The sequence below is a fragment of the Shewanella sp. 8A genome, from assembly GCF_023475945.1.
Taxonomy (GTDB): Bacteria; Pseudomonadota; Gammaproteobacteria; order Enterobacterales; family Shewanellaceae; genus Shewanella; species Shewanella xiamenensis.
The window spans coordinates 118,169-142,605 of record NZ_JAMDJP010000001.1; the positions used below are offsets into that span (position 1 = coordinate 118,169).

The 24,437-nt window shown below is 45.4% G+C and carries 20 protein-coding genes and 1 other RNA gene; 13 read left to right on the forward strand and 8 right to left on the reverse strand.

Annotation, left to right across the window (positions count from 1 at the left end):
• The first annotated feature begins 9 nt into the window (after nt 1-9).
• Genes M0413_RS00585 through M0413_RS00600 form a run of 4 tightly spaced genes read left to right on the forward strand, consistent with a single transcriptional unit; the run spans nt 10 to nt 4,412 of the window.
• Nucleotides 10-2,520, forward strand: a complete 2,511-nt coding sequence (locus tag M0413_RS00585; RefSeq protein WP_249552790.1) for a DMSO/selenate family reductase complex A subunit — start codon at nt 10-12, stop codon at nt 2,518-2,520.
• A 13-nt stretch (nt 2,521-2,533) separates the two neighbouring features.
• The gene (locus M0413_RS00590; protein WP_037416111.1) at nt 2,534-3,208 is read left to right on the forward strand and encodes a DMSO/selenate family reductase complex B subunit; all 675 of its coding nucleotides are present in this window, start codon (nt 2,534-2,536) and stop codon (nt 3,206-3,208) included.
• A 57-nt stretch (nt 3,209-3,265) separates the two neighbouring features.
• The gene (locus tag M0413_RS00595; protein ID WP_249552791.1) at nt 3,266-3,931 is read left to right on the forward strand and encodes a TorD/DmsD family molecular chaperone; all 666 of its coding nucleotides are present in this window, start codon (nt 3,266-3,268) and stop codon (nt 3,929-3,931) included.
• A gap of 10 nt (nt 3,932-3,941) precedes the next feature.
• Nucleotides 3,942-4,412 carry a hypothetical protein gene (locus tag M0413_RS00600; protein ID WP_249552793.1) on the forward strand — a complete coding sequence of 157 codons (471 nt, stop codon included), beginning with the start codon at nt 3,942-3,944 and terminating at the stop codon, nt 4,410-4,412.
• Nucleotides 4,413-4,706: 294 nt separating this feature from the next.
• Here the strand turns inward: M0413_RS00600 and ssrA are convergent.
• Nucleotides 4,707-5,061: a transfer-messenger RNA gene (gene ssrA / locus M0413_RS00605) on the reverse strand.
• A gap of 72 nt (nt 5,062-5,133) precedes the next feature.
• A complete protein-coding gene (gene smpB, locus M0413_RS00610) occupies nt 5,134-5,625 on the reverse strand; it encodes an SsrA-binding protein SmpB (RefSeq protein WP_011071661.1) in 492 nt (163 codons plus the stop codon).
• 255 nt (nt 5,626-5,880) lie between these two features.
• Here smpB and M0413_RS00615 point away from each other — a divergent pair, with 255 nt between their 5' ends.
• The gene (locus tag M0413_RS00615; RefSeq protein WP_011623526.1) at nt 5,881-6,318 is read left to right on the forward strand and encodes a type II toxin-antitoxin system RatA family toxin; all 438 of its coding nucleotides are present in this window, start codon (nt 5,881-5,883) and stop codon (nt 6,316-6,318) included.
• Complete coding sequence (locus tag M0413_RS00620; RefSeq protein WP_037415988.1) at nt 6,308-6,643, forward strand: RnfH family protein; 336 nt, start codon at nt 6,308-6,310, stop codon at nt 6,641-6,643. Before M0413_RS00615 ends, M0413_RS00620 begins: the two co-directional genes overlap by 11 nt.
• Nucleotides 6,644-6,720: 77 nt before the next feature.
• Here M0413_RS00620 and M0413_RS00625 read toward each other — a convergent pair whose 3' ends face one another.
• Complete coding sequence (locus M0413_RS00625) at nt 6,721-7,212, reverse strand: outer membrane protein assembly factor BamE (RefSeq protein WP_037416135.1); 492 nt, start codon at nt 7,210-7,212, stop codon at nt 6,721-6,723.
• Nucleotides 7,213-7,618: 406 nt separating this feature from the next.
• Between M0413_RS00625 and M0413_RS00630 the strand changes: the two genes are divergently transcribed.
• From M0413_RS00630 to M0413_RS00645, 4 genes are all read left to right on the forward strand, one after another.
• Nucleotides 7,619-8,410 (forward strand): SAM-dependent methyltransferase, encoded by a 792-nt coding sequence (locus M0413_RS00630; RefSeq protein WP_249552794.1) that lies wholly within the window; start codon nt 7,619-7,621, stop codon nt 8,408-8,410.
• 44 nt (nt 8,411-8,454) lie between these two features.
• Nucleotides 8,455-8,670, forward strand: coding sequence for a hypothetical protein (locus M0413_RS00635; protein ID WP_249552795.1), 216 nt, complete (start codon nt 8,455-8,457; stop codon nt 8,668-8,670).
• A gap of 48 nt (nt 8,671-8,718) precedes the next feature.
• A complete protein-coding gene (locus tag M0413_RS00640) occupies nt 8,719-10,458 on the forward strand; it encodes a tetratricopeptide repeat-containing diguanylate cyclase (protein WP_249552935.1) in 1,740 nt (579 codons plus the stop codon).
• 223 nt (nt 10,459-10,681) lie between these two features.
• Nucleotides 10,682-12,451: a monovalent cation:proton antiporter-2 (CPA2) family protein gene (locus M0413_RS00645; RefSeq protein WP_037425544.1), complete on the forward strand. Its 1,770-nt coding sequence runs from the start codon at nt 10,682-10,684 to the stop codon at nt 12,449-12,451.
• A gap of 68 nt (nt 12,452-12,519) precedes the next feature.
• Here M0413_RS00645 and M0413_RS00650 read toward each other — a convergent pair whose 3' ends face one another.
• Entirely contained in the window at nt 12,520-14,988 is a 2,469-nt protein-coding gene (locus M0413_RS00650) for a TonB-dependent receptor (protein WP_169547012.1), read from the reverse strand.
• Nucleotides 14,989-15,823: 835 nt separating this feature from the next.
• Between M0413_RS00650 and aceB the strand changes: the two genes are divergently transcribed.
• The 3 genes from aceB to M0413_RS00665 all read left to right on the forward strand — a co-directional run bounded on the left by aceB (nt 15,824) and on the right by M0413_RS00665 (nt 19,673).
• Entirely contained in the window at nt 15,824-17,473 is a 1,650-nt protein-coding gene (aceB, locus tag M0413_RS00655) for a malate synthase A (RefSeq protein WP_169547013.1), read from the forward strand.
• A 134-nt stretch (nt 17,474-17,607) separates the two neighbouring features.
• Nucleotides 17,608-18,930, forward strand: coding sequence for an isocitrate lyase (gene aceA / locus M0413_RS00660; RefSeq protein ID WP_037425548.1), 1,323 nt, complete (start codon nt 17,608-17,610; stop codon nt 18,928-18,930).
• Nucleotides 18,931-19,304: 374 nt separating this feature from the next.
• On the forward strand, nt 19,305-19,673 hold the full coding sequence (locus M0413_RS00665) for an acyl-CoA thioesterase (RefSeq protein ID WP_007646510.1): 369 nt from the start codon (nt 19,305-19,307) through the stop codon (nt 19,671-19,673).
• Nucleotides 19,674-19,727: 54 nt separating this feature from the next.
• Here M0413_RS00665 and M0413_RS00670 read toward each other — a convergent pair whose 3' ends face one another.
• From M0413_RS00670 to yiaY, 4 genes are all read right to left on the reverse strand, one after another.
• Nucleotides 19,728-19,940 (reverse strand): hypothetical protein, encoded by a 213-nt coding sequence (locus tag M0413_RS00670; RefSeq protein ID WP_037425550.1) that lies wholly within the window; start codon nt 19,938-19,940, stop codon nt 19,728-19,730.
• 74 nt (nt 19,941-20,014) lie between these two features.
• Nucleotides 20,015-21,313, reverse strand: coding sequence for an NAD(P)/FAD-dependent oxidoreductase (locus M0413_RS00675; RefSeq protein WP_249552796.1), 1,299 nt, complete (start codon nt 21,311-21,313; stop codon nt 20,015-20,017).
• A gap of 706 nt (nt 21,314-22,019) precedes the next feature.
• Nucleotides 22,020-22,391: a hypothetical protein gene (locus M0413_RS00680; protein ID WP_037416019.1), complete on the reverse strand. Its 372-nt coding sequence runs from the start codon at nt 22,389-22,391 to the stop codon at nt 22,020-22,022.
• A gap of 685 nt (nt 22,392-23,076) precedes the next feature.
• On the reverse strand, nt 23,077-24,225 hold the full coding sequence (yiaY, locus tag M0413_RS00685) for an L-threonine dehydrogenase (RefSeq protein ID WP_249552797.1): 1,149 nt from the start codon (nt 24,223-24,225) through the stop codon (nt 23,077-23,079).
• Nucleotides 24,226-24,437 lie beyond the last annotated feature (212 nt).

Genomic DNA, 24,437 nt, shown 5'->3' on the forward strand with positions numbered 1-24,437 from the left:
GTAAAGACAATGGAACGCAGAAGTTTTCTAAAAATGAGTGCAGCCATGGGCTGTGCAGCAACGGTCACTGGCTGTAATTCAGGTTCTAGTGATGTGAATGTGGTGCCACCTAAGCCGCCAGTAGGTGATGAAGTACAAACTTGGTCATCTTGTTTGGTTAACTGTGGTTCAAATTGCCCCATCAAAGTATTTAGTCGTGATGGCATCATTACCCGTATTGAAGCTGATCATGAAACTAGCGATGAATACGGCAACCACCAGATCCGCGCCTGTGCCCGTGGACGTTCACTTCGCAGCCGAACTTACGCACCAGATCGCTTACGTACACCTATGAAGCGTGTTGGTAAGCGTGGAGAAGCTAAGTTTGTGCCAATATCATGGGATGAGGCTGCTTCAACGATTGCGAGTGAAATTCAGCGTATTGCAAGTAGTTACGGTAATAAGTCGATTTTGAAACACTACGGAACAGGGGCTTATTATGGATTTGCTAGCTCAGCGTGTTTTGATCGTGTGCTCAATCTGAATGGGGGATTCCTGAAGATTTATGGTAACTATTCTTGGGCACAACAAAATGAAGCGGCCGCAGCAACTGGGTTTGGTAGTACATCAGGTTCTTCTTTAACGGCGTTATATGATAGTGATCTGTTCCTCGGTATTGGCTACAACCCAAGTGAAATGCGTCAAAGTGGGTCGGGTGAAGGATATGATTTCTTAAAAGCGCTTGAGGCGAATGCGAACCTTGAAGTGATTATGGTGGACCCACGTTATACGGACTCAATGGCGGGTAAAGAAAGCCAATGGTTACCGATTAGACCAGGAACCGATGCGGCATTTGCAGAAGCGATTGCCTATGAAATGATTAGCTCTGGATGGGTTGATACGCATTCCAAGGCATTTTTAGATAAGTATTGCGTTGGATTTGACAAGGCCTCTCTTGAAAAACTTGTCGCTGAATTTACCGCAAGTGGCGATCCTAAAAAGACTCAATATTTGCCTTATATCGACGTTGAAGACAACTATCGCAACTACATTCTTGGTGAAGGTAAGTTTGTCGATAATGGCCCAAGAACCCCCGCCTGGGCAGCTAAAATTTGCGGAATATCAGAAGCAAATATTAAATCTGTCGCTAGCAAGATTATGAATGCTAAAGCACCGTTTATTGTGACTGGTGCAGGCGTAAACCGTCATGCTAATGGTGAACAAGCCATGCGTGCTTGCTATATGCTTTCGTTCCTAACCGGCAAAGTAGGGCAGCCAGGTGTTAGTAATGGTGCATTGCCTTATCAAGGCAGTTTAAACCGTGCAGGTATGAGCGGTGGTAATAATCCGGTTAAAGAATCCATTTCTTTCTTTACTTGGGCAGAAGCGATAGAGCGTGGCCATGAAATGACGGCGCGTAAAGATGGGATCCGTGGTACAGCTGATTTAGATACTCCACTTGGCGCAGATATCAAAGCGGTATTTGCGATTAACAGTAACGCATTAATTAACCAACATTCAGACTGTAACGGTACCGCTAAAATCCTCGAAGATGACAGCAAATGTGAACTTATAGTCGTGTGTGATTGCTGGATGACACCGAGCGCACGTTATGCGGACATCTTACTACCAGATACCACTTGGTTAGAGTCGAATGACTTAGTCAATGATAGCTATGCATCCGGGATCATGGGTTATCTCGTTGCCATGAAGGCTGCCGTTAAGCCGATGTGGGAAAGTATTTCGATGTTTGAAATGGGACGCTTAATTGCTGCCAAAATGGGTAAAGAAGCGGAGTACACAGAAGGTAAAGATGAAGCCGCTTGGTTAGAGGAACTATACCAAAAGACTCGCACAAATAGCGCGAATACGGATGCACAACCTGCATTCCCTAACAGTTACGCTGAAGCGCAAAAGATTGGTGTGTTCCGTGCGTTTAGTAAGACGCCAGTACTTGCACTCGATAGCTATATCAATGGCGGTAAAGCGGTGAGCACTCCATCCGGTAAGGTAGAGATCTACTCATTGTCGATGGCGCAAAAGGGTAAAGATTGGATCTTTAATCCTAATGTTAAAGGCGATTACATCACTGCAATCCCCATGTATCAACCCACATGGGAAGGCTACGACGATGAAGATACTAAGGATGATTATCCTCTGCAATTAATGGGTTATCACACCAAGGGGCGTACACACTCAAGTTATCATAACGTGCCATGGCTGCGCGAAGCCGCAGAAGATGCAGTATGGATGAACCCAACTGATGCCTTAGGTCGTGGTTTAAGAAGTGGCGATAAAGTACAGATGTGGAACGATCGTGGCACAGTTGAATTACCTGTACGGATTACCCCAAGGGTTGCCCCAGGTGTTGTGGCTTTAGGTCAGGGTGCTTGGTATCAACCTGATATCGCTCGGATTGGAAGGAGCGGGCACTCAATTGATGTTGGTGGCTGTATAAATACGTTAACTCGTTACCAACCAAGCCCTTTCGCAAAGGGAAACCCACAACACACCAATCGCGTGCAGATCGTCAAGGCATAAGGGGTAGATGAAAATGACTCAACAAACACAATATGGTTTCTATTTCGATAGCAGCAAATGTACTGGCTGTAAAACCTGTCATATTGCCTGTAAGGATCGCATGACTGGCTTGGTTCGCGCAAAAGATGATGTGATGAATAATGGTGTCGCTAATTTGCCCGGTATTATTTGGCGTCGTGTTTATGAATATGGTGGTGGTAATTGGTCGCAAAACATCGATGGTAGTTTTGAGCAAAATGTCTTTGCTTACTACATGTCTATTGGTTGCAACCATTGCAGTGAGCCTGTGTGTGTTAAAGCCTGTCCAACAGGTGCAATGCATAAGCGCCGTGAAGATGGATTAGTCCAAGTTGCCACTGAACTTTGTATTGGTTGTGAAAGTTGTGCGAGGGCTTGCCCATATGATGCACCACAGCTGGATATCGAGCGTAAGGTGATGACCAAGTGTGATGGTTGCAGCGATAGACTCGCGGAAGGTAAAAAGCCTATTTGCGTTGATTCTTGTCCTTTACGGGCACTCGACTTTGACACTATGGATAATTTACGAGCGAAATATGGAGAGGGGGATGGTCATATTGCCCCCTTACCATCGCCATCGATTACTTCGCCAAACTTGATTATCAAGGCCAATCGAAATGGTCAACCTGTTGGTGGTAGTGGGCAATTATTAAACCCCGCAGAAGTGTAATAGTGAAAATGTGGGGGGCTTAGCCCCCCATTTTTCTTCGTTTGTAAAAGGAACACTATGTTAACAATCAACACGAGTGATTACCAAACCTGGGGTGCAATCGCCAAAGTGCTGCATAACATCCTTTACTCGTACCCTAATATGCCGTTACTGACACAATTTAAGCGAGATGAGTTAGCAACACAGTGGCCAGAGCTTGAACTCTCGACAGGTGAACAGTCAGGAAAAGCTTTGCTAAGTAGCTATTTGACTCAATGGCAGGACGATGAATCGCAATTAATCGAGCTTCAATTAGATTATGGGCAGCTGTTTTTTGGCCCCGGCGATCCTAAAGCTGCACTTTGGGGGTCTGTATATACCAGTGAGGGGCAGTTACTTAATGAAGCGTCGACTCAAAACCTGATTAGCTTTTATAAAACCCATGGTATCGAGTTGTCTCTGACACGAAATGAACCCGTAGACCATTTAGGTCTGATTTTATTAGTGTTGCAATACTTATTTGATGAATTAGCGTTAAATCCCAATGATACACATAAGGTGAGAGTCTGCACGCTATTGTTGCAACAACATATTTTACCTTGGGTGGGCCGCTGTTTAGCGTTAGCTGAACTTCATGCAAAAACGGATTTTTATCGTGGCATATCTATGCTTGCTCAAGTGTATTTTGCACATTTAGGTACAAAGTTTGATGTGATACCTCAACCTGTAAAACTCTATCGCTAAAGGTTAGCTAATGACGTTTGTGACAGCAGTGAGTCATCAATGGCTAAAAGCACAGCTTGCCTATCGACTTCAATTGAGTTTGGCTGCTTGTGAAAATATTCAAGATTTATGTTGTGGCGGTACGTCATTAGCGTCAGTCACTAATATTATGTCTGCGATTATTTTTATTGAAGGTCAGCCACAATGGTTAGTTCTCGATAAAACAATGAATGAGCAGAAACTACAGGATAATATTGTGCTACATTGCTTTTTTGAATGCTGTAGAGTTTTATTTATCAGAGAGTTATCACATCAATCTATAAGTCAAGCGGAACAACTTATTTTCACTTTAGCTGAGGTTTGGCGGAGAAAATATATCAAGACACAAGAGGTTGATAGTGTTTCTGAATCCATTTGTTCAATGATTGAGCGTTTATCTAAACAGCTTATGATGCATCGTCTACAATTGCGCACAAATACCCGAAACATGGGGGGATTGTAATAGTTCAAAATCCATTGTTTGGATAATTCTTAAGCAGAGTCTGTCATCGTCAAATAGGTTATATTCTTTATCCCTTGGTTTTGCCGTTTTGATTTCTTTATCTGTTAGGCGAGTAGTGACAATGGTCATGATGGGTACACTGTAGTTTCGAAGTCAAGGCCGTGTACCCTCAGGTGTACCCAAAAATCAAAGCTGTAGTTGGACGTAATTAGACGTCAATGTACCGTAAGTCATTGATTTTAAGTTGTTCAAGACAAGAAAAAAGACGTCCTGAGACGTCTTCGTTCTTATATTTGGTGGAGGCGGCGGGACTTGAACCCGCGTCCAGAAAACCTACATCCAAGGCGCTACATGCTTAGTCTTTCTATTGTTTAACCGTTTGAACTCCGAAAGACAGGATCCCAAACGGTGAGTCCGGTACTGTTTCGCGGTTCACCCCCGGACAGGGTTCCCTCGCTAGCACGATGTGAGATGACCATCAAATCCACTGCCCATGTGCGAAGCGTGTGGTAGATGGCTAGCGGCATTAAGCGGCTAGAGCGTAGTTATCGTCGTTTGCAACTATAACTTTGCGGCTTTTAACGAGGCCAACCGCCCCTCGGCATGCTCCCAGGGTTTCGTGAATCCTGTCGAATCCAGAATCGCCCCCAAGAAAGTTGATTGTAACTCGTAGCGTAAAGATAACCTAGTATCATTTGCTGCAAGTTCAATCGTTTGTTCATTATCCGCGCGTTTTTTCCTTTTTCATTACGCGGGCTTTTTCGACTTCCCATTCGCGCGCTTTAGTATCTTCACGCTTGTCGTGATCTTTTTTACCTTTACCTAGGCCGATTTCCACTTTGACCCAAGCCCCTTTACGCCAGTACATGGAGATAGGGATAATCGAGTAGCCTTGGCGTTCCACTAAACCTGCTAATTTGTCCAACTCTTTACGACTTAACAGTAATTTTTTGAGTCGTATAGGGTCGCACACCACATGGGTAGAGGCGGTATTGAGCGGAATGATGGTACAGCCGTGCATAAAGGCTTCGCCATTTTTCAGGAAGACGTAGCAGTCCGATAGGTTCACTTTGCCCATGCGGATAGACTTCACTTCCCATCCCATGAGGGATAGGCCGGCTTCCATTTTTTCTTCGAAACGGTATTCGAAGGTTGCGCGCTTATTACGTGCGATTGTCGCAGGCGCGGCTTTTTTTGAGTTTTTCTTTACCATAGTGGCGCCATTATACGCACGGTGAATCAATTTGAAATGGATATAAGGGTTTATTTGAGCTATTTCAAGCCTTCATTAGTTTGTTGCTGGTTTTTTATACGGTTTTGGCGGTGTCATCATAGGGATATGTGAGGGGTGCGTTTTTTAAGTATCGTGGTAGAATCCAAACCAATTTTTGTTAGCTTCCCTAGAGATTAGGGCGCGCGGAGTTCGCTTGAGACAGCGTGTTTCCTTAGATTGAGAGTGCCAAGCTTTATGCCGCAAATTTCTCGAAGTGTGTTAGTTCGTTTTAGTGCGATGCAAATGTATGATTTAGTCAATGATGTTGAGTCGTACAAAGAGTTTTTACCCGGTTGTGTTGGCGGTAAAGTGCTTGAGTTTGATGGTAAAACCATGGTGGCCTCGGTCGATGTGAGTAAGGCGGGGATCCGTAAGACCTTTACCACGCGCAATCAGGTGGTGCCGGGAAAGAGTATCGAGTTAAGACTTGAAAATGGGCCTTTTAAACACTTATTCGGCCAGTGGCGTTTTACCGAGTTGACTGAAGATGCCTGTAAGGTGGAGTTCGATTTAAATTTCGAGTTTTCCAGCTCATTGGTCGATATGGCTTTTGGTAAAGTGTTTAATGATCTTATGGTGTCAATGGTGACGGCATTTACCAGCCGCGCTAAGGTAATTTACAGTGACAAATGAAGCAGATAAGTTCGTCGTCGATGTTATTTATGCGCTGCCGACTCAGCAGAAGGTGATTTCGGTTAGCGTATTGCCCGGCACGAGCGCGATTGACATAGTGCGTCAGAGCAATATGGTGAGTTTTTTCCCTGAGATTGATTTAGAAACGGTAAAGCTTGGGGTGTTTAGCAATGTGATTAAGCATGACCAAGTGATTTTACCTGGGCAGCGAGTGGAGATTTATCGCCCGTTGATTGCCGATCCTAAGGATGTGCGCCGTCGCCGTGCCGATAAGGCCAAGGATGAAGGTCGTGCCAATAAAGTGACCGGTGGACGGGTGTCTTAATCTGTCTGCAACACCAGCACACAAAAAAAGCGCCATGGGCGCTTTTTGTTTTTAAGGCAAGTGTTAAACCAGTGTACTTACTTGATTGGCTTTTGAACTTGCGCTTCTGTTTGATTTTCTTTCACTAATGGCTTTTCGTCAGGGCGCTGTGCTGGCACCTGCGGCGCAGATTCTGCGGTGTTTACCATTGGTAACTTACTCTGCTCAAGCGGCGTATTAAACTCTGGGCTTAATTCATAGTCGCCCTTCACTAAGCTTAATTTGTTACCCGTAAAGTGCAGGATCAGTTCTTTGTGGGTAATGCTCGCATCACGGCCACTCTTATAGTGGTACACATAATACCAAGTGTCATCGGCAAAGCTGTCGCGCAATACTGGGCGACCAAGAATGTATTCGGCCTGCTCTTTGGTCATGTCGATACGCAACTTTTCAACCTGTTGCGGTTCCATGTAGTTGCCTTGCGGAATATCGGGCTTATAGATCAGCCAATCAAACACGCTACAGGCACTGAGCGAAACTGAGAGCGCAATGGCACTCAGCAGGGTAAGACTTTGCTTTTTATTGATCATTGTATGCGCTACTTCTGAAAATCTGGCGGCCATCATACCCAAGCAGTCCCCCCTATGACAAGGGTAATTGGGCGTTGCGGCGCTTATCGTTGCAATTGTGTGAGTTTTCGACCTAAGCGGCTAGCTTTAGTTCGCTGTGTGTGAAGATTTTTATAATGAACACTGATTTACGGCGATTGTTACCTGTATCGCTTTTTGTTTTATATGTACCGTGTAGGGCGGTAATTAGGTCAGAAAATTTTACCAAATGCAGTATTGTGCTGTGGCATTGTTAGCTAAATGTGGGTAGAGTTGTGAAAGTTTTTTGTTTTGATGATCTTAGCGATGATATTGGTTTTAGAGAGCGTTATTTCAGCGCTTGAATTTATGTATTAATCCGCCGAGATCGCCTTTTTAGGAGAGACCATTGGGATCACTCGTTTGTGTGGGTACGGGGTTACAGCTTGCGGGGCAAATTAGCGTATTAAGCCGCAGCTATATTGAACATGCCGATATTGTATTTTCACTCTTACCCGACGGTTTTTCGCAGCGTTGGTTGACGAAGCTCAACCCCAATGTCATCAATTTGCAGCAGTTTTATGCGCAAAATGGTGAAGTTAAAAATCGTCGAGACACCTACGAGCAAATGGTCAATGCCATTCTAGATGCGGTGAGAGCGGGTAAAAAAACCGTGTGTGCACTTTATGGTCATCCGGGGGTATTTGCCTGTGTATCCCATATGGCGATAACTCGCGCCAAGGCTGAAGGGTTTTCGGCCAAGATGGAGCCGGGGATTTCGGCCGAAGCTTGCCTGTGGGCCGACTTAGAGATTGACCCTGGTAACTCGGGGCATCAAAGCTTTGAAGCCAGCCAGTTTATGTTTTTCAACCATGTGCCCGATCCCACCACCCACTTATTACTCTGGCAAATCGCGATTGCGGGTGAACATACCCTAACCCAATTTCATACCTCGAGTGATAGGTTGCAGATCCTCGTGGAGCAGTTGAATCAATGGTATCCCCTCGACCATGAGGTGGTCATTTACGAAGCGGCCAATTTGCCAATCCAAGCCCCCCGTATCGAGCGTTTACCTTTAGCGAATTTACCCCAAGCACACTTAACACCGATTAGTACATTGTTAATTCCGCCAGCAAAAAAGCTAGAGTACAACTATGCTATTTTGGCTAAGTTAGGGATCGGTCCTGAAGATTTGGGCTAAATTGAAGTGTGATACTGAGTCATTATTAACAATAAGGAAAAAACATGTCTGCATTATCGGATTTTTTTACCCAGCTAGGCCAAGATGCGCAGTTACTGGAAGACTATAAGCAGAATCCCGAGGCGGTGATGCGTGCCCACGGATTAACTGATGAAGAAATTAACGCTGTGATGACTGGGGATATGGAAAAGCTCAAAACGTTAAGTGGCGATAGTAACTATCAATCCTACCTTATTATTTCATGCGGTATTGGTGATTAATTGAAGTTTTTTAGTGTTTTCATGTCGGCAATCTTGTGCATATTCTGTATGCGCTTGATTGCTGCACCTATAAATTATGATGAAACACTGACTAAGATTGAAACATTACAACATTCTGATTTACCAGCTGCTATTAACCTACTCAAGGACGTTGAGTCTGAATTTGGTTCTATGTCTCGCTTGCAGAAGGGACGAGTTCTGCTCTTTAAAGGCGCAGCCTCTATTTACTCAGGGCAATATCAAACTGCTATTGAGTTATTGGGCCAAGCAGAAGCCTTACTCAAAGACTCGGAAATGCTATTTTCTGCATATAGTTATGAGGCAACAGCCTATATAGCTCTTCGTCATTTCAATGATGCATTTATTGCAATGGGAAAGAGTCTAAGTTTAATCGAACGAATCGAGGACATAAATCTTAAGCGTGCCTCTTATTTACGTTTAGCGAGCTTGTATTCGGCTATGGGGATCTCAGAGGAGGTTGCTACATATGCCACTAAAGCGCTTGCGCTTGCCTCCCAAAGTGATGTTAAGGATATTTGTGGAGCCAAGCTTTATCTATCTGTACACCAATTAGAGATAGCATCGTATTCGCAAGCATTTGATGAATTTAAGTCTACTCGTAGTTATTGTGAATCCAGTGGTTACCCACTAATTGCGAATATTGCATTAAAAGGTATGGGAGAATCGAGTCTTAGATTGAATGAGCCACAGTCTGCTATCTCTTACTTACTAGATTCTCTAAAGGGGTATGAATCATTTAATTTTGAGCTGGAGATTAATAGCGTACATGAGTTGCTCAGTGAAGCTTATTTATTGTTGCAAGATTTTACGAAAGCTGAGTTACATGCTCAATATGTGATGAATCTTTTAGATGATTCTAGCAATACAGAGCTTAAGCACGGTGCATCAGGTGTACTCGCTAAGATTTATGCTCAAAAACAGCAATTTGAGCAAGCCTATGAATACTCCAGAAAAGAGCAACATTATAATCAACTGATTTTTGATGAGTCGAAGATGAAAACCCTTGCTTATCAAGCGGCTAAGTTTAATGCTGATGAGCAGGCGCGTGAAATCAACTTGCTAAATAAAGAGCGCGAACTTTACATCGCTCAGCAAACGGTAAAAGAGCGCGAGTACACTAATATGCTGATGTTTATCACGATATTAGTGGGCGGGCTGTTTTTCCTCGCGATTTTGTTAGTCGTGGGCAATTTGCAAAAACGGCGTTTTATGCGCATGGCCAGAATGGATGCATTGACGGGCGTGCTTAACCGTGGAGCAGGGCAAGATCTGGGCGAAAATCTATTTGTGCAAGCCGCTGCCCGAGGGGGCGATTTTTGCGTGATTTTATTCGACTTAGACCATTTTAAACGGATTAATGATTCCTACGGCCATGGAACGGGTGACTGGGCGCTGAAAAAAGTCGTGGAAGTATTAAAACCCCATGTGCGCAATGGTGATGTGTTTGCCCTGATTGGCGGTGAGGAATTTGCGCTATTCTTGCCTTACGCCAGTGAATCTAAGGGGATGGAAGTTGCCGAACAATGCCGAAGCCGAATTGAAGCCATTGATACGCATCTGTCGGGGCATAAATTTACTATCACCGCGAGCTTTGGGGTCAGCGGCATGACAACAGAAGACTTAAGCCTAGACCCTCTACTACACCGTGCCGATATGGCACTGTATGCCGCAAAATCCAATGGTCGTAACAGTGTATTCTGTTATGAGGACGCTTTAGCCTCCGATAAACGCGCCACCAATATTACCAGCCAGTTGGTAAGGCCGTAGGGGGTAGAGTTGTATTGTCTGTGTAACTGACTGTTTAGGTTAATGTAACGCGTTTTTTTTCTTTCGCTGTTTCGGTTATTTCTTGCGTTTTCTCGATGATTTTTAGGTCAATTTTTCACACTTTTTCCTGCATAACTAGAGTATGATTGCCAGCGGTAGCCGAAGCTTTTTCGCTTAAGGTCATACCCCTATTTTTGCCTTTCGCTAACATTGTGGAGCCCTAATGGAAGAGTCGAGTCTGCTCACTTCTGTACTGTTATTTTTATTGGCCGCGGTGATTTTTGTACCCTTGGGCAAACGTTTTGGCGCAGGACCTATTCTGTCTTACCTCGCTGCTGGGGTGATTTTAGGGCCTGGCGGCATGGCGCTGGTGTCTGATCCCGCCGCCGTGCTGCATTTTGCCGAGCTGGGTGTGGTACTGATGCTGTTTGTGCTCGGGCTTGAACTCAATCCGAGCAAGTTATGGGAGCTGCGCAGCGCCATCTTTGGTCTCGGTAGTGGTCAGTTACTCCTTTCTTGGGCGGCAATTGGCGGTTTAGCTTGGGGATTTGGCTTATCCATTGAGGCAGCATTAGTGGTTGGCGCGGCGTTATCCTTGTCATCGACGGCTTTTGCGGTGCAGTTGATGAGCGAACATAGACTACTGACCACCCCGCTGGGCCGCGATGCCTTTGGTGTGTTGTTAATGCAAGATCTCGCCGTGATCCCCATGTTGTTATTAACCGCTTATCTTGCACCTAATTCGGCCCAGATTGAGCACCATGCGGTGCCTTGGTATTGGACCTGTGTGGCCTTAGTGGGCTTTGTGTTGGTGGGCAAATATCTGTTGCCGCGGGTACTTAAACTTGTTGCCAGTAGCGGCGTTCGTGAGGTGTTAACCGCCTTTGCATTATTGCTGGTGATGGGCAGCGCCGAATTGATGGAGTGGCTGGGGCTATCGGCGGGTATGGGGGCGTTTTTAGCCGGAATTATGCTGGCGAACTCCAGCTACCGACATCAGCTCGAAACCGATATCGAGCCTTTTAAGGGCTTACTGCTTGGGCTGTTTTTTATGGCGGTCGGCATGAGTATGGATCTCAAGCTGTTTTTAACCGATCCCTTACTTATCCTCGCGATTTTACTGGGCATGCTGCTGATTAAGACCCTAGTGCTAATGCTGCTTGGCCGTTTACGGCACCATACATGGCGCCCGAGTATTGCCCTAGGGCTTATCTTGGCAGAGGGCGGTGAGTTTGCCTTTGTGTTGTTATCGCAGGCGCAATTATCCAGCATAGTGGATGATAAAATCGCCCAAATATTAGTGCTCGCCATTGGTTTATCCATGGCAGTCACGCCGATGATTTTCACGCTTTTTAGAGCCACTAAACCTAAGGTGGTGGATACTCGTTTACCCGATACCATTAATGTGACTGAATCTGAGGTGGTGATCGCCGGATTTGGACGGGTGGGGCAGATCACTGGGCGGATTTTAGCGTCATCGGGTATTCCGTTTGTGGCCTTAGATAAGGATGCCAGCCATGTGGATGTGATCCGCAAATACGGTGGTGAGGTCTATTTTGGCGATGCCAGACGCTTAGATATGTTGATGTCGGCGGGAATTGCGCGCTCGCGCTTGTTGCTGCTGGCCGTTGATAATGTTGAGGATTCGATTGAAATTGCCCAACAGGTGAAAACCCATTTCCCCCATATCAATATTGTTGCTCGGGCGCGGGACCGTAACCATGCCTATCGATTAATGAGCCTTGGGGTGACTGATGTGTTCCGTGAAACCTTTGGTTCGGCTTTATCTGCCAGTGAGAAGATTTTGCAGGGCTTAGGTTTATCACAGGTGCAGGCCAATGAAAGGGTGAAGATTTTTGCCGAGCACGATAAAAAGCTGGTGATCGCCAGTGCTGCCCATCAACATGATTTAGCCAAGCTGATTGATTTATCCAATAAGGGGAAAGCTGAGTTGGAGTCGCTGATGCGTGGCGACCGGGAAAACGTTAGTTAAGTCTGCCAGCTAAAACAACAAGAGAGCCAATGGGCTCTCTTGTTTGTTTATGGGCTTAAGGAAAACGCTTAGAAGCTGTAGCTATATTGCAGCTTCACATTACGCTCTTCGCCCGGCATACCACCGAGGAACATCGCTTTGCTGTAATAGTCTTTATTGAATAGGTTATTGATATTCAATTGTAACTTCCAAGAGTCGGTGGCGTAGCTGATGGCAGAGTCCACTAAGGTGTAGCTCGGCACATATCCATCAGGGATGCCAAAGTCTGTTGAGTGCGTGCTTCTATCATCCACATACTTGGCGCCTAAACTCAGCTCAATAGGGCTGGATAAGGCAAACCAGTCTGCACCATAGGTCACCCAAGCACTGGCGGTCACATAGGGTACCCCTTTTTGGCGGCTGTTGTAGGTTAAACTATTTGGGTTTTGTTTATCCCTTGCATCTTGGTACATGCCATTAAAGTTAACTCGCCACTGATCATTTAGGTGGGCATTAAGATCTAACTCGACCCCTTGGGTATCTTCGCTGCCATCGTAAAAGTACACGGGTACCTCGGCACCAGATACGCCAGCGTTATAGTCTGGGTTGTTGTAAGGCACATTCGTGCGTGAGCTTTTAAAGAACACCAGCGATGCTAGCATCTGATCATCAAAGGCTTTAAAGCGCATACCAAGATCGTTACTGACGGATTCTGAGTCTTCGCGGTCGGTATTTTCCCCAGTGATTGAGCCTAAGATGCTATAGGCGGTGCGGCCCTTTGAGTGATTGACGAAAAATGATAAATCATCAATGGGCATATAGGTTAAGCCCAAGTTGTAGGTGACACCATTATCTTTGCTATCTTCCTCAGGGGTAGGGCTCGCTTGACTCGCGCTGTAGCGCTCATCCACACCTAAGTGCTCATAGCTCTGTTTGATTTCGTTAAAGGCCACGCCAACACGGGAGGTAAAGCCATAACCTAAATAACCCACATGTTGCACGCCTAAGCCCCAAGCGCTGACTTTTTTGTTGTAGTTGGCGGTTTTGAGTGGATCGTAGTCGGCAAATTTACCCGTTCCCCAATTTGGATTGCGAATATCGTAAATGTACGGTAGCGAACCACGGTAAATCACTTCGCCTTGTTTGTTTTTAATGACTTGATCTGCATCGTAAATTGAGAATTGCTCGAGGCGAATATCGCGGTCTTCGTAGTTAGCGTTCACCAGTAATTCGTTGTCGATATTGCCGATTTGGAAGTCGTAACGTAGATCGGCAAAATACTGCCATGAGGTTTCTTCGGCATCGAGTTGGCGGTATTCCTGACGTCTGGCGGCAAAGGGATAGATCACGCCATTTTCAACCAGTGGCGCGCGGGGATCCTGGTTAATCACATCCGTCGATACGCCACCAATCTTGATGTTTCGCTTCCAGTACACATAGTTGTAAGCCCCTGTTTGACGGGCAAAACCTGTGGTGTAGTCGCGATATTGCAACTGCTGATTAAGGAACAGATTATCGGTAAAGTAGATATTGTGGGTCAGCTTGAACCTTAATTCTTCACCTTCATTATCTTTTGCCATGGGAGAAATTAATCCCGCGTCACCAAAGGAATAAGGAGTTAAACCATCACCACTGGCGAGTGATGCCGCTAATTGCTGACGCTGCTCGTCAGTCAGTTGTATGCCCAGCCCTTTAGGATCGTTTATCAAATCTTGCCAAGTGACTTCGCTCGCTGTTTTGCCGCCGACTGAATCGGCATTGTAGATGCGAATTGGATGGCCGATGGAGTCAACGGCAATGGCGTCTTTGATATATGCGCCGGATAGCATCAGATCTTGGCTATCACTTAATACCCACTTGAGTGAGCCGAACACTTCATCACGGTCGGCGCCTAAATCACGGTAGCCTTCACTGCGGGCGGTTTTGGCGACTAAACGATAAGCAAGATCATCGGTAATTCCACCCGTGCTATCGATGGCGAGCGAGTAGGTATCCCACTGGCCAACTTCAGTGGTGAATTTGTGCTTGGACTCAAATTGCGGTTTCTTTTCAATCAGGTTGATCACACCGCCAGCGCTGCCCATGCCATAGAGTCCTGTTGCTGGGCCTTTTAAGACCTCCACGGATTCCACATTGGTTAGGGAGCGAGTGGGGTTAAAGGTATTGCCAAGGCCGGCACCGCCATACATGCCGTCATAGGTGTAGTTTGCGCCGAGGCCGCGAATCACTAAGTTATCTCCAATGCCGTAGTTATTGCCCGCTTGAGTCACCCCGCTGATATTGCGAATCAAGTCCTGCAGATTGTCGACTCCTTGGCTGTTAATCAGCTCCTGGTCAACGATAACAACCGCCGCAGGGGTTTCCATCAAGGACATATCTGACTTAGTCGCAAGCCCAGAGTTTTTCACTACGGAGTTTTGTCTGCCGTAGACTGTTATGCGTTCGATGTTTTCATCGCGAGCAGAAGGTGTGTCATCGGCAAAAGCGGTATGTGGTAAAGCACTGAGGCAGGCGAGTGCAATAAGTGATAAACGAAATATAGGTTGTGATACTGACATATAAAGTTCCCCCAAACAGAATGGTCGCGAATGATAATGATTTTCATAACCATTGCAACCTTTGATTGATAGGTCTTGGGAGTTAAATGTTTGTCATCTTTACGTATGATTAACGGTTTGTGGATTAATCCTGTGGTGAGTTTTGCCGCCACTAGGCGCGCAACTTGAAGCAACTCTTAGCCAGATTTCTAATTTGTTTCATTTTTTTTATAAAAAAGTGATTTATTTTTTGGGTTAACCACATCGACTCGGCTTTTTGATCGAGAAACATAACCCGTGATCCCTATCACTCTCATTCTATCCCGATGACTGTTTACGTAAACGTAATATTTAAACGAGTGTTTAAATTTTTGTAATGTTTAAATTTTGTTAACTTATTATTTTTATTGGTTTTACTCGCTTTCCTTAAGGTGGAGTTCAAAACACTGTCTGTTTTCTACTTAGGTCGAATAAGGTAAAAGTGGTGTATATATTAATTTTCATTATGTAATTTAATTACGTATAAAATTACAATGCACTTGAAGTGGTAAAGTTGTCAGACAAATTTCATCACTACCAAAATAGTAATTATCGCTTAAATATAAAATTATTTTAAATCAAATATTTATATTTGAAAAATCACTTTGGTCAGACCAATTTTGTCATGGTTTTTGGTCAATTTTTTTAGCTGTCATGACACTTTTGGATAGTTGCAAATACAAATGTTTGTCTGTAAGTTTTGGTTCTAAACGAACATTTGAATGTTTTTCGGTGAATGTTTGTACATGTTACCCATGTCTTTACTGGTAATGAGTCGTAAACGAGCAAGAGTTTTGCCTCTTGGGAGGGTGAGAAGATGACGGAACAAACTTTAAGTGAGCAGCAATTGAATTCGGCACAGAATAAGACCACTGCGAATGGCACGCTGACCATAGTGGGAAATACTATCCCTGGCCAAGAAGTGATTTTTACCGAAGGTGCGCTGGCGTTGCTTGAGTCACTTTGCCGTGAATTTGCGGCTGAAGTGCCCACCTTACTCGCCAAACGTAAAGACAGACAGACGCGTATCGATAAAGGGGCTTTGCCAGACTTTTTACCTGAGACTCGGGCTATTCGTGACGGCGCATGGAAGATCCGCGGTATTCCGAACGACCTGCTTGACCGCCGTGTCGAAATCACTGGTCCCGTTGAACGTAAGATGGTGATCAATGCACTTAATGCTAATGCCAAAGTGTTTATGGCGGATTTTGAAGACTCCTTAGCACCGAGCTGGCAAAAAGTAGTGGAAGGTCAGATTAACCTGCGTGATGCCGTGCGTGGTGAAATTGAATACACAGCGCCTGAAACCGGTAAACACTACAAGTTAGGCCCAAATCCTGCGGTATTGATCTGCCGTGTGCGTGGCCTGCACTTAAAAGAGAAGCATGTTGAATTTAACCAGCAGTCCATTCCCGGCGCGTTATTCGACTTTGCGATGTACTTTTACCATAACTATCGCCAATTGCTGGCGAAGGGCAGTGGTCCTTACTTCTATATTCCTAAACTCGAGAGCCATATCGAAGCACGTTGGTGGGCAAAAGTGTTTGATTTTGTTGAAGAAAGATTCTGCCTGCAGCCTGGCACCATCAAATGTACCTGTTTGATTGAGACGCTGCCTGCGGTGTTTGAAATGGACGAAATTCTCTATGAATTACGCTCAAACATCGTCGCACTGAACTGTGGTCGCTGGGACTATATCTTTAGTTATATCAAAACATTAAAGCGCCATAGCGACCGCGTATTACCTGACCGCCAAGCGGTGACTATGGATACGCCTTTCTTAAGCGCCTATTCAAGACTGCTGATCAAAACCTGCCATAAACGTGGCGCACTGGCGATGGGAGGTATGGCGGCCTTTATTCCGGCGAAGGATCCTGTACAGAACGAAGCGGTGTTGCAACGGGTGCGTAAGGACAAAGAGCTTGAGGCTCGCAATGGACACGATGGTACTTGGGTCGCTCACCCTGGTCTTGCGGATACGGCGATGGGGATTTTTAACGAATATATCGGCCAAGATCATCAAAACCAATTGCATATCACCCGTGATGTGGATGCACCGATTCTCGCCGCTGAGTTATTAAAGCCCTGTGATGGGGAGCGCACTGAGCAAGGGATGCGCCTGAATATTCGTATTGCACTGCAATACCTTGAAGCGTGGATCAGTGGCAACGGTTGTGTGCCGATTTATGGATTAATGGAAGATGCGGCAACCGCTGAAATCTCCCGCGCCTCGATTTGGCAATGGATCCAACATGGTAAGTCACTCTCCAACGGCAAACCCGTCACGAAACAATTGTTTAAAGACATGCTGGTGGAAGAGTTAGCAAACGTGAAAAAAGAAGTGGGCAGTGACAGATTCACCCACGGCAAATTTACCCAAGCGGCGGTATTGCTTGAGGATATTACCACTTCGGATGAGTTGGTCGACTTCTTAACCTTACCCGGTTACGAGATGCTAACTGCTTAATTATAAATGCGTTAACACTTAATGCGTCCTATGGAATGCGTTATGGCGGTGAAACCGTCAATTAAACCAATGGGCAGGGTGACGCGGTGGGGCAGCGTCACTTGCTACAACATCATACAGAAAGGAGTGACACTATGACTAAGGCAACACAGACTTCACGTCAGGCGCAGATTGACGCGATCAAAAAAGATTGGGCAGAGAATCCACGTTGGAAAAATGTTCGTCGCCCATACACTGCAGAAGAAGTCGTGGCACTTCGTGGTTCAATTGTTCCTGAGAACACCATTGCCAAACGCGGCGCTGCTAAATTGTGGGATTTAGTCAACGGTGGCGCAAAAAAAGGTTATGTGAACTCGTTAGGTGCACTGACTGGCGGCCAAGCTGTACAGCAAGCAAAAGCCGGTATCGAAGCGATTTATCTGTCAGGTTGGCAAGTGGCGGCCGACGCTAACTTAGCGGGCACTATGTACCCAGACCAATCGTTATACCCAGCTAACTCGGTTCCAGCGGTCGTTTCACGTATTAACAACTCTTTCCGCCGTGCCGACCAAATCCAGTGGAGCAATGGGGTTAATCCGGAAGATGAAAACTTTGTCGATTATTTCCTACCCATTATTGCCGATGCGGAAGCCGGTTTTGGTGGCGTACTGAATGCGTTCGAATTGATGAAGTCAATGATCGACGCAGGCGCCGCCGGTGTGCACTTTGAAGACCAATTAGCGTCAGTGAAAAAGTGTGGCCATATGGGCGGTAAAGTATTAGTGCCAACCCAAGAAGCGGTACAAAAACTGGTTGCAGCACGTCTGGCTGCCGACGTAAGCGGTGTTGAAACGCTGGTTATTGCCCGTACCGATGCGAACGCAGCGGATTTATTGACCTCTGATTGCGATCCGTACGATCGTGACTTTGTGACTGGTGAGCGTACCAATGAAGGTTTCTACCGCGTAAAAGCGGGTCTGGACCAAGCGATTTCTCGCGGTCTAGCCTACGCACCTTATGCGGATTTAATTTGGTGTGAAACCGCTAAACCAGACTTAGAAGAAGCGCGCCGTTTTGCTGAGGCAATCCATGCTCAGTATCCAGACCAATTATTGGCCTATAACTGCTCACCTTCGTTCAACTGGAAGAAAAATCTGGACGATGCAACGATTGCCCGTTTCCAACAAGCACTATCAGACATGGGCTACAAGTACCAATTCATCACTTTAGCGGGTATCCACAACATGTGGTACAACATGTTTGACCTAGCTTACGATTACGCTCGTGGTGAAGGTATGAAGCATTATGTTGAGAAAGTTCAAGAAGTTGAGTTTGCGGCAGCGAAGAAAGGTTACACCTTCGTGGCGCATCAACAGGAAGTGGGCACAGGTTATTTCGACCAAGTGACTACGGTTATCCAAGGTGGTCATTCATCAGTGACTGCGCTGACTGGCTCGACTGAAGAAGAGCAGTTTTAAGCGAAGTCTGTTGTATCGCGAATAGGTTCTACCCGTAAGATGTTGTACCCGTAAACCCTGTGTTTAGCTGCATTGCAGCTGTTGTCCCCCGTGCAGTTCGCCTACATGTGCTGCACGGGTTTTTAAGTCAACTCTTGTGACTTAACTTCCCACCCAGTCAATACTTTGCTTGCCTGTGCTTGGCGACTCTCTGAGTCGCTATTTTTTTATCTAACTTATTATTCTGGTGCAACTCTGACTCGAGTTGGTGCAATTTTTTAACCGTTTTACAAAGACTTAATGCTATCTCATTGTTATTCAATGGCTATTTATCTTGGCCTAAATAATGCTGTGAATTGGCCGTAAAACTTAGCATTCACAGTGAGGTCACCGTCATGAAATATTACAGTCGTCGTTTAGTCAAACCTGAACATTTAAATCCTGCAAATACCCTATTTGGCGGCCAGTTATTGAGTTGGATTGACGAGGAGGCGGCTATCTTTGCTGCGTGCCAGATGAAAAGCACCAGCCATGTGACTAAGCTGATTTCTGAAATCAATTTTATGACGCCGGCGCGCCAAGGGGATGTGTTGGAATTTGGTTTGGAGCTTGTCAGCCTCGGGCACAGTTCCATTACGGTCAGTTGCCAAGTACGTAATAAGATGACGCAGGCGCCAGTGGTGAGTATCGATAAGATGGTGTTTGTAAATGTGAATGCGCAGGGATTACCGGTTCCCCATGGTATTCGTGCTAATGCGGCATAATGCCTTGAGCTTGATAAGACCTAAAGCTTAATAAAGCAGAGTGACGCACGGGCGTCACTCTGAGTCTTTAGTAAGATCTTCTTTGACCGATTTCACCGCATCTCTTGAAGCATGACCAATGGCTTTGGTGGTGTCGCGGGTGGCATGACCAATCTCTTTAGTGACATCCTTAGTGGTGGTGCCGATAGCGCGCCCCGCATCCTTTAAATCGGCGCAGGCCGTGGTGACAAGTAGCAATGGTAGTATGAGGAGTGTAGCTTTTTTCATGGTTATTCATCCTGAAAACTAACGGTTGCCTCGCAAGATACCAAATAGTTACGCAAAACGCCTTAATAATCTTGCTAATGCAATTTGAGATGGGGATGAATAATGCGACTAATACCTTTAGCAAACATTAAAAGGCTGCCTTTTACCACACCGTGCAGTTCAATTAAATGTCGCCGATAGAGAGAAGTGTAAACAAAGCGAGCGATTTTACCTTCGACCATCACTCCACCGCCGATAAATGACAGCAAGTTGCCCACGGTATGAAACTTCGACAAGTTAACGAGCGACCCAAGATCTTTATAAACATACAGATGACGGGCGTCTTGTCCTGCAAGCAGTAGCATAATATTGTCGGCCGTCATGAGTGCCATTTGCCGTGCTGATTGCCCCCTTGGTGGAACAAAAGTACCGTTGGGTTGTGGGCAAGCAGCACAGTCACCAATTGCAAAAATGTGCGGATCGCGGCTGGTTTGCATATTCTGTTTTACCACCAACTGGTTGATATGGTTGGTTTCTAGTCCACCAATTTCCTTCAGAAAATCCGGTGCCTTTACCCCCGTAGACCAGATCACTAAATCGGCGGGGATCATCTGCCCATCTGTTGTGGTCAACCCCGTTTCATCCACCTGATTAATGCGTGTTTCAGTCATGACCTTAACGCCGAGCGCGGATAATTCTTTGGTCACTGAGTCTGAAATTTCGCGCTTTTCTACTTTAGGTAAAATCCGTTTATCAGCTTCAATGAGGGTGACCTCCAAAAGACGTGAATCGATGTTATAGCCAAACCCGCGCAACTGATCCACGGCATGGTGCATTTCCGCAGACATTTCTACTCCAGTGGCCCCTGCACCTACAACAGCAATTTTAATTTTATCGGCCAGCAGGCTATGGCTGGCATAACGGAGAAACTTATTCAGCAAAATTTTGCGGATTGCCATTGCTTGCTCTGTATTATCAAGAAATTGGCAATGTTCACGTACGCCTGGAATGTTAAAGTCATTAGCGATACTGCCAATGGCGACCACTAAATAGTCATAATCAATATGACGAGATGGGAGTAGTACATCACCTTTATCATCACAAATCGCAGACAGCACTACTTGTTTGTTTTGTCTATCGATATCCGTCATAGCGCCCTGTTGAAAGTGATAGCCATGGGCGGCTGCATGGCTTCGATAGCTTAAAGCGTCGATACCAACATCGAGTGCGCCAGTCGCAACCTCATGCAGTAGTGGCTTCCAAATATGGCTTTCAGCACAATCGATTAACGTTATCTTTGCTTTTCCTTTGCGCCCCAGTTTGTGGCCTAATTTTGTCGCAATCTCCATCCCGCCAGCACCACCACCCACGATAACAATGTTTGCTATAGCCATGCCGCTTATTCCTATTCGTTGTGTTGTTAGATTGTGCAGAGGGTAAGGTTGTGAAACAAAATATTAACCTTAGCTTTATGTCTCAAGCAATGAGGCCATATGTTGGGAAGTGAGTCAGGAATAATGATTATTTATTGATTTTATTAGTCTTATTTTTTTATGGGGGTTGAGTGTATGATTATGCTGATCGCAAATTGTGATATGTGTCGTGTCACTTTTTGGTGAAATGTGCGCTGGCTCACCTGCTTGTGTCGGGAGAGTTCTTTGAACTGAAACGCTTTATGCCGCTTGTGAGCACCATCGTCATCAGTTAACCAAATCCTAGGGCGCATTGATGTATCGAGATTACATTTCATTCCGACAAGCTAGTGCTCGCGAAACGAAGAATAATGCGTAGTTATTCTACTCAAATGACATGCGGCTCTTAATGACAGAAAGTAAGAGCATGTGCTTGTCTGACGAACTCTTCCGGCAGCGTTTCTGCTGCGTTATTGTCCGTTTATGTAGGATGACTACAAGCACGGATTTTGCCTTGTATAAACACTGGCCAAATTGCTCCAAAACTGAAACGTCAACACGCCCTAGGCATGAGATCACAATTGCTTGCTGCAGCTTTGACTAAAGTACTTAACAAAAAGGCCAAACGTTGGTTTGGCCTTTGGGATAATTGGGCATTTGACGCTACATGCCCACGGCGAATGGTGTTCTATGCCTGTTCTAGCTTGGCTAAACGTTGCTGATAGTCTTGGATTAGGTGCTGCATAATTTCTTCAGGAGCGGCCTTGTCGCAACAGGTATCGAGGAAAATTTTAAAGGTGACGAGCGCATGACCATCATTTTTAAGTCTATCGCTTTGCATCGAAAAATAGGCTTCTTCATTTTCGGCTTTGCGGACGACAAACTTACTGGTTTCAAAGGATTTAGTGCCTGAGAGTTCATGCCATTTGGTGATACGGTTTAATGCAATTTCACTCGATTGGTTTAATTCAATGTGGTTTAACCAACTTGCGGTATGTTCGGGATCTTTGTAATGCGGACATCTAACTGTGTAGTTATATACATGAGTAATTGCTGTCATAGCGTACCTACCTGTAGAGGATGTTGCTGCCATCATAGGCATCGTTTTTGAATTCGGTCAATCATTAATTACGCTGATACCGTCCTAAATAAATCACCGTTTTTACAAGTGTTTTTATATAAAAATGAGCGAGTTAATTTATTTGCCATAGCTGTTATTTAGCATGAGTTTTTAACGAATAACTTTGGGCTATCTCTCAGTTTTGCACTCAAATTCGTTTTTGCTTAACTACTGCGCAATAAAGCACCAATTAATGATAGGTATAAAAATGTTTTGATGAGTATGCTATTTAACATTAGCAAAATATGAGGGAAGTGCATGGTTGATGAGGGCTTGAATGGACAGAGGCCCGTTCCTTAAAACGGGCCTCTCAGCTGGCTTCATCTTTTGCAGGGAAAAAGCGAACTGGAACCAGTCTAGCGGATTTGTAACACCATGTAACCCACCAAGATCACGTTTTTGCGCTATTTGATGGAATTTTCGATCTGCGCGATCTCAATTGCCGAAGATTAAGGCGTTACGGCGGTTTTTGCTGTGATCATGTGGTGTTAAAGGTGTCTTTGATGCATAAAAAGAAAGGCCCAAACAAGGGAACTTGTTTGGGCCGATTCTATGTCGTTAGCTTGCGCTAGCCGAACAACATCCTGTCAATTGGCGCGCTGATAGGCGTTAGAGCTTGTATGACTTATAACGCATTCGTGAAGATCTGGCAGATCTCTTCATGGGTTGCCTGTTTAGGGTTAGTGAAACCACAGGCATCCTTCAAGGCGTTTTCAGCCAGCGTTGGAATATCTTCCGCTTTAACCCCGAGTAACGTCAGGTTTTCTGGAATATTTACCGAAACGGATAGGGCTTTAATCGCGGTGATTGCAGCCGCAGCACCTTGCTCATCCGTCATATTGGCAACATCGACACCCATCGCTTTGGCGATATCTTTTAAGCGATGCGGTACCACTTTAGCGTTGTATTCTTGCACATGGGGTAATAAGAGGGCGTTACACACACCGTGGGGCAGATCGTAGAAACCGCCTAATTGGTGCGCCATGGCATGCACATAACCTAAGCTGGCGTTGTTAAAGGCCATACCCGCTAAGAATTGCGCATAGGCCATCTGCTCACGGGCTTCAATATCTTGGCCTTGTTTTACCGCATTCACTAAGTTGCCTTGGATAAGCTCAATGGCTTTAATGGCGCAGGCATCGGTAATGGGGTTCGCAGCGATAGACACATAGGCTTCAACCGCGTGGGTCAGCGCGTCCATCCCCGTTGCAGCAGTGAGGCTTGCTGGTTTTTTCAGCATCAGCTCTGGGTCATTCACAGACAGTAATGGGGTGGTGTGTTTATCGACAATTGCCATTTTGATATGGCGAGCTTCGTCAGTGATGATACAAAAACGGGTCATTTCACTGGCGGTGCCGGCGGTGGTGTTAATGGCTACTAATGGCAGTTGTGGCTTAGCGGATTGGTCTAAGCCTTCGTAGTCTTTGATGCTGCCACCGTTGGTTGCCACAAGAGCGATACCTTTAGCGCAATCGTGTGGTGAGCCGCCACCGAGTGAAATCACAAAATCGCATCGATTGGCTTTTAACAGGGCAAGACCTGCTTCAACGTTCCCGACGGTTGGGTTAGGTTGAACGCCATCAAACACGGTTGAGGTAATACCATTTTGGCCGAGTTTTTCGACCACTTCACCAACTAAACCAATATTGACTAAAGGTTTATCCGTCACAATTAGCGCGTGTTTAAAGCCTAAGGTTTTGATATCACCAATAGCATCATCTACTGCGCCTTTGCCTAATACGTTGACGGAAGGAATAAAAAATTTAGCAGCCATATATCCACCTATTTGCTTGTATATTAAATTTGTTTCTTTCTGGTGACCAAACTACCAATTAAGGGGTAGCCAAGTTGTGATCTAGATCGGTTTAGATAGATTCCTGAGGTGAAATTCGCACTAAAGTTGGAACTAGATAACTAAATAATGAACTTTTATGACAGAGATTAAGGGGTGCATACGCTATGTTTTTTAAGAGTTTTTTCAGCTTT